6 protein-coding genes and 1 pseudogene are annotated in these 4,437 nt (G+C 74.2%); 5 read left to right on the top strand and 2 right to left on the bottom strand.

The window, feature by feature from the left end:
* Together KS423_RS39455 and KS423_RS39450 are read right to left on the bottom strand one after the other, a co-directional pair.
* Positions 1–558 (bottom strand): FtsX-like permease family protein (locus KS423_RS39455; RefSeq protein ID WP_224284547.1); only part of this gene is annotated, 558 nt, incomplete at its 3' end.
* A gap of 5 nt (positions 559–563) precedes the next feature.
* A complete protein-coding gene (locus KS423_RS39450; RefSeq protein WP_374120122.1) occupies positions 564–1,328 on the bottom strand; it encodes an ABC transporter ATP-binding protein in 765 nt (254 codons plus the stop codon).
* A gap of 186 nt (positions 1,329–1,514) precedes the next feature.
* Here KS423_RS39450 and KS423_RS39445 point away from each other — a divergent pair, with 186 nt between their 5' ends.
* The 5 genes and pseudogenes from KS423_RS39445 to KS423_RS39425 form a co-directional block, all read left to right on the top strand.
* A complete protein-coding gene (locus KS423_RS39445; RefSeq protein ID WP_224284545.1) occupies positions 1,515–1,712 on the top strand; it encodes a hypothetical protein in 198 nt (65 codons plus the stop codon).
* On the top strand, positions 1,709–2,437 hold the full coding sequence (locus tag KS423_RS39440; RefSeq protein WP_224284544.1) for a hypothetical protein: 729 nt from the start codon (positions 1,709–1,711) through the stop codon (positions 2,435–2,437). Before KS423_RS39445 ends, KS423_RS39440 begins: the two co-directional genes overlap by 4 nt.
* A 46-nt stretch (positions 2,438–2,483) precedes the next feature.
* A complete protein-coding gene (locus KS423_RS39435) occupies positions 2,484–3,389 on the top strand; it encodes a ketopantoate reductase family protein (protein ID WP_224284543.1) in 906 nt (301 codons plus the stop codon).
* 178 nt (positions 3,390–3,567) lie between these two features.
* The gene (locus KS423_RS39430; protein ID WP_224284542.1) at positions 3,568–3,963 is read left to right on the top strand and encodes a hypothetical protein; all 396 of its coding nucleotides are present in this window, start codon (positions 3,568–3,570) and stop codon (positions 3,961–3,963) included.
* Between the two features lie 179 nt (positions 3,964–4,142).
* Positions 4,143–4,437, top strand: a pseudogene (locus KS423_RS39425) (transcriptional regulator); the annotation flags it as partial.

Genomic DNA, 4,437 nt, shown 5'->3' with positions numbered 1-4,437 from the left:
GGGCCGGGTGATCCGGCGGGCCGCCACGGCGGTGGCCGCCAGGCCGATCAGCAGCGCCACCGCGAGCGCGACCAACGCCGGCACCGGCGCGCCGGGTATCTGCAGCCCGGGTGCGGCCATGCCACGCCGCTGGAGTGCGGCAAGGAAGGCCCGGGCGGCGAGGAAGCCCACCAGGCCGCCCGGCGCGGCCACCAGCAGGGTGGTCGCCACCACCTGCACACGCACCACCCGCCGCACCTGACGGGGCGTCGCCGCGACGGTGCGCAGCAGCGCCAGATCACGGTGCTGCTGCCGCAGGGTGAAGCCGAGCGCGTTGACCACGACGAACAGCGCGACCAGGACGGCGATCTCGCCGAACGCCCCGGCGATCACCACCAGGCCCGGCCCGGACACCGCCACTCTGGTCACCGCGGCCGGCGCCGTGATCTGCGCGGCAACCAGCGAACCGAACAGCGTCACCGCCGCCACTGCCAGGAACAGGGCCGTCCCCAGCCCGGCGAAGGAGGCCGGGCGGCGGCGGATCTGCCCCGCGGACAGGCTCAGCACCGGACTGCTCATCGCGCTCACCCGCCCAACCGGCTCAGCCGCTCGCCGACCTGCGCGGCCGTCGGCCTGGTCAGCTCGTCCACCAGCAGGCCGTCTGCCAGCAGCAGCACCCGGTCCGCGTACCCGGCGGCGACCGGGTCGTGGGTGACCATCACGCAGGTCTGCCCGTCGGCGTCGACGCCCGCGCGCAGCAGGTCGAGGATCTCCTGCCCGGTGGCGCGGTCCAGTGCGCCGGTCGGCTCGTCGGCGAACAGCACCTCCGGCCGGGAGACCAGTGCCCGGGCTATCGCCACCCGTTGTTGCTGACCGCCCGACAGCTGTCCGGGCCGGTGCCGCTCGCGCCCTGCCAGACCGACCCGGGCCAGCGCCTCCCGCACCCGGGCCCGTTCCGGCGGATGCCCGGCCAGCCGCCCCGGCAGCTCGACGTTCTGCGTGACGGTCATCGCGGGCATCAGGTTGAAGGCCTGGAACACGAACCCCACCCGGGCGCGGCGCAGCTCCGCCAGCCGCCGCTCGGGCAGCCCGGACACCTCGGTGTCGCCCCACCGCACGGTGCCCCTGGTCGGGCGGTCCATCCCGGCCAGGCAGTGCAGCAGGGTGGTCTTGCCGGAGCCCGACGGCCCCATCACCGCCGTGAACGTCCCCGGCGCGAAGCCCACCGAGACCCCGCGCAACGCCCGCACGGCCGCCGCGCCACGCCCGTGCTCCCTGTGCAGCCCGGTCGCACTCAGGGCCGCGCCCGTCACCCCGTCGTGCGCCGCCGTGGCGGCGGCTGTCGTCATCCCGTTCATGTCCACCATCGTGGGCGCCCGGGGCCGGGAGATCGATTGTGCTGGCACCCGAATCCGGGGTTCGGAAAACCGAACCCCGCAGGTGGTGCTACGTCTCCTTCCCGCCCTCTTCCACCCGGGCCCGCTCGCCCCCACCCCGGCTCCCCGGTCACCCGCCCGACGGGGAATCATGATCCGGTGACCATCGACCTGCTGCCCGGCCGCGGCGTTCGCCTGCCCGCCCCGGGCAGCGAGCCGCGCCGCGAGGAGCCGTTCGCCTTCGACTCCGACTCCCTCCACGCGCCCGACCCGGAACCCGTCCGACCCGTCCGACCCAGCCAGCCAGCCAGCCAGCCAGCCAGCCAGCCAGCTGAACCCACCGAGGCCGCCGAATGATCCCGCTCCCGACCGGCACCGCCACCGGTCCGTACGACGCCGCTTTCCTCCCCCGCCGGCGGCTGTCACCGCGCCCGGCCGAGCAGCCGATCACCGCGCCGGTCCCCAAGCTCGGCGGCGAGCCGTGCTGGCTGGCCGAGCCCACCTGGCCCCTCTCCCCCGGTACGGGTGAACCCCTGGTGTTCATCGGGCAGTTCCCCGTCCCGGGCGAGCCGGGTCGGCTGGCGTACCTCTTCCTGGAGGAGGACGGCGAGCTGATGGGCGGCCTCGACCCGGAGCGGGGCGACGGCCTGTTGCTCGTCCAGCCCGGCGGCCGCATCCCGCCGTTCGCCGTGCTCGGACCGCCCGGAATCCGGGGCCGTACGCTCTGGCGCTGCGAGCCCGACGGTGAGCGGACCCCGGTCGAGTACCACCTGGACGTGGTGCCGCTGCCGGACGGCGTCGACCGGGCGATGGACCAGCGGGCCGCCTTCCAGCGGTACCTGCGCCACGAGGGCCCCGAGGTCCCGTTCCCGGACGGCGACCACGAGCACGACCACCTCGGCGGAGACCCGTCCTACCCGAACGGCCGGGCCCGGGTCCCGGCCCCCTGGCAGTACCTCTTCGCCCTCGCGGACGCTTCGGACGAGGGCGATCCGTACTTCCTCAACTTCGGTTACGGCGACGGCTTCGGCTTCCTCAGCCCGGACGGCCTGGAGGGCCGCTTCTTCTGGGAGGCCCCGTAGCCGCGCCCTCCGTTTCCCCATCCCTCACTCACCCACGGGAGTCACCATGACCACCACCCCCCTGACCGTCGCCGTGCTCGGCCCTGGCGGCGTCGGCGGACTGATCGGCGGGCTCCTCGCCCGCGACGGCCACCGGGTCGTCTGCCTGGCCGGCGAGGAGACCGCGGCCGTCATCGCACGGGACGGACTGCAGGTCCGCAGCGCCCGGTTCGGCGACTTCACCGCCCGGGTGGAGGCCGCCACCGAGCTGCGCGAGCCGGTCGACGCGGCCTTCGTGACGGTCAAGGAGACGGCGCTGGCCGCCGCGCTCGACCGGATGCCCCCGGAGGCGCTCGGCGCCGGGATCGTGGTGCCGCTGCTCAACGGTCTGGACCACATGGCGCTGCTGCGCGAGCACTACCAGGCCGGGCGGGTGGTGGCCGGCACGATCCGGGTCGAGGCCACCCGGACGGCGCCCGGGCGGATCGAGCACACCAGTCCGTTCGCCGCCATCGAGCTCGGTGCGACCGCCCGACACGCCTCCCCCGTAGCCGAGTTCGCCGAGCAGCTGCGGCACGCCGGGCTGGACGTCACGCTGTGCGAGGACGAGACGGCGATGCTGTGGAGCAAGCTGTCCTTCCTCGCACCGTTCGCCCTGCTCACCACCCGCCACGCGAGCGGGATCGGCACCGTGCGCACCGAGCACCGGGCCGAACTCCGCGCCGTGCTGGACGAGATCAGCGCCGTCACCCGGGCGGTCGGCGCGCCGGCGGACGCGCAGACCCTGCTCGCCTCCTTCGACCGCATCCCGGGGACGATGAGGTCCTCGATGCAGCGCGACGTGGAGGCCGGCCGACCGACCGAGCTGGACGCCATCGGCGGCGCCGTCCTGCGGGCGGCCGACGCACACGCGGTGGCCGTCCCGACCATCGCCCGCCTGGTCAGCGACCTGTCCGACTCCTCCGACCGGTAGTGCCCGCACGGGCGTTCACCCCGCGCTTGGCGCGCGCGGTGAACGCCCACCGGGGTCTCCGATCGACTGACGGATCATCATTTTTTGCAAAGGGAAGGAGACTTTCCCGACGGTTCACGGAATCCTCCGGAACCCCCGCACGGCGCACCGACGTTGACACGGCGGGAGGGATAGAGACATGACAAGGAAGCCGTACCGTCTGGCCGCCACCACGCTCGCACTGCTCCTCACGGCCCCGTTGTTCACCGCGTGCGACGCCGACCAGGCCCTCGACTGCGGGAAGCGGGCGATCAGCCTCTCCGGCGATGTCCAGGACCTCGCGGATTCGGCGATCAACATCGGTCAGATCACCGACGAGAGCCGCCGCAAGCACACCGTCGCGGCCCTGAAGAAGGTCGCCGACGATGCCAGGAAGATCCGCCAGGACGGCGGGGACAAGATCGACGCGGCCGCCGACAGACTCTCCAAGGCCGTCGACGACGCCATCGACCGGGTCACCAAGGGCAAGCAGCCCGACGTCAAACCGATCACCGATGCCGCCGCCGACATCGGGAAGGCCTGCGCCGACGCCTGACGCACCGGCGCGCTCACCGTTTCCCACACCGCCCACTGCCCACTCCACCGGCTTCCGCCCCGGGCGCCGGCCCGGGGCGGAAGCACATCCCCCGCCCCGGGTCCCGGCCTGTCGCCACCGCACCGGCACCGCCGGACGATAGGAATGGCATCGGACCGAACCGCACCTCGGAGGCACCGGTGAACCACCCGATCCTCGGCCAGATCCAGGACCTGCGCGCCGAACTGGCACCCGGCGACACCGCCCCCGCGTTGGTCACCGCGCTCGCCGACGGCACCGCGCCACACTCGGTCCTGGCCGAACTCGCCGCCCAGCAGCACCGGATCATCCGCTCCGACCGCCGCAGCCTGCTGCTGCTCGCCAGTCGCTGCGCGGACCGGCCGGTCGGCGCCTGGTTCGCCACGCTGGCCGAGGGCGAGAGCGCCGCGCTGCGCACCCTGCCCGCACTCGGCGCCGCCGCCGGCCTCGACCGCG

Origin of the sequence: Streptomyces sp. LS1784 (assembly GCF_020103755.1) — a bacterium.
In the GTDB taxonomy this organism is placed as follows: Bacteria; Actinomycetota; Actinomycetes; order Streptomycetales; family Streptomycetaceae; genus Kitasatospora.
The sequence above is the reverse complement of the archived record's forward strand: the minus strand, read 5'-3'. Positions and strand labels throughout refer to the sequence as shown.